General features: G+C 43.5%; 1 protein-coding gene. It reads right to left on the reverse strand.

Going from position 1 to position 685, the window contains the following annotated elements:
• Positions 1-196 precede the first annotated feature (196 nt).
• Positions 197-685 (reverse strand): hypothetical protein (locus A3739_RS25500; protein WP_231877149.1); only part of this gene is annotated, 489 nt, incomplete at its 5' end.

Consider the following 685-nt stretch of genomic DNA (forward strand, 5'->3'; position numbering starts at 1 on the left):
AATGAGCTGATGGGTCGCAGGGAAGATCTTTTTCAGTGAGCTCATCTTGGCATAAAGAATCAGCGAGGAAAGCCATGCTAAGCCAAGAGACATGAGCATACAGATGGCGCCAGTGATGAGCAGTAAATTTGGATTGGATAGGTTCATTATTGTTATTCGCTTTTAGATAGGGTGCTTAGAATTTGCTTAGGGTTATTTACTCATACTCATCGCTTTTAGTTCTCTTATAAAAATTAATGAGCTGAGAAACGAAGAACGGTTTTTCAGAGATCGATATCAAATCGCCTTCCTGCGTAAAGGCAATGGCTTCAGCCTGTGGTTCAGGACTTGTGTCTAATAATTGTGGTGGAATCGTGAGTAAGCGTTCTTCAACACTCAAATCACTTACGGGCCAAAAATAAATCTGCGGGTAAGTGCGTAGGGCGATCTCACCATTTCGGATGTCTCCAGCCGTAATGTTTTTTATCGCGATCTTGCCAATGGATTCTGCAGTCAGCGACGAATTGCCCTTAAACTCAAAACGATAAAGAAGGTTGTTGTCTTCTCGTTTACTGAGTAGATACACGTTTTTTCCGTCGGCCATTAAGGTTTCTGCATCGCGCGGGCCCTCTTGATAAGAAAGCGTCATTCGCTCTGGCGCGAGCTGCATAATACTATCAGTCTCAAATTTTGGCTCTAGGATGCG

The sequence above is a fragment of the Oleiphilus sp. HI0067 genome (assembly GCF_001635735.1).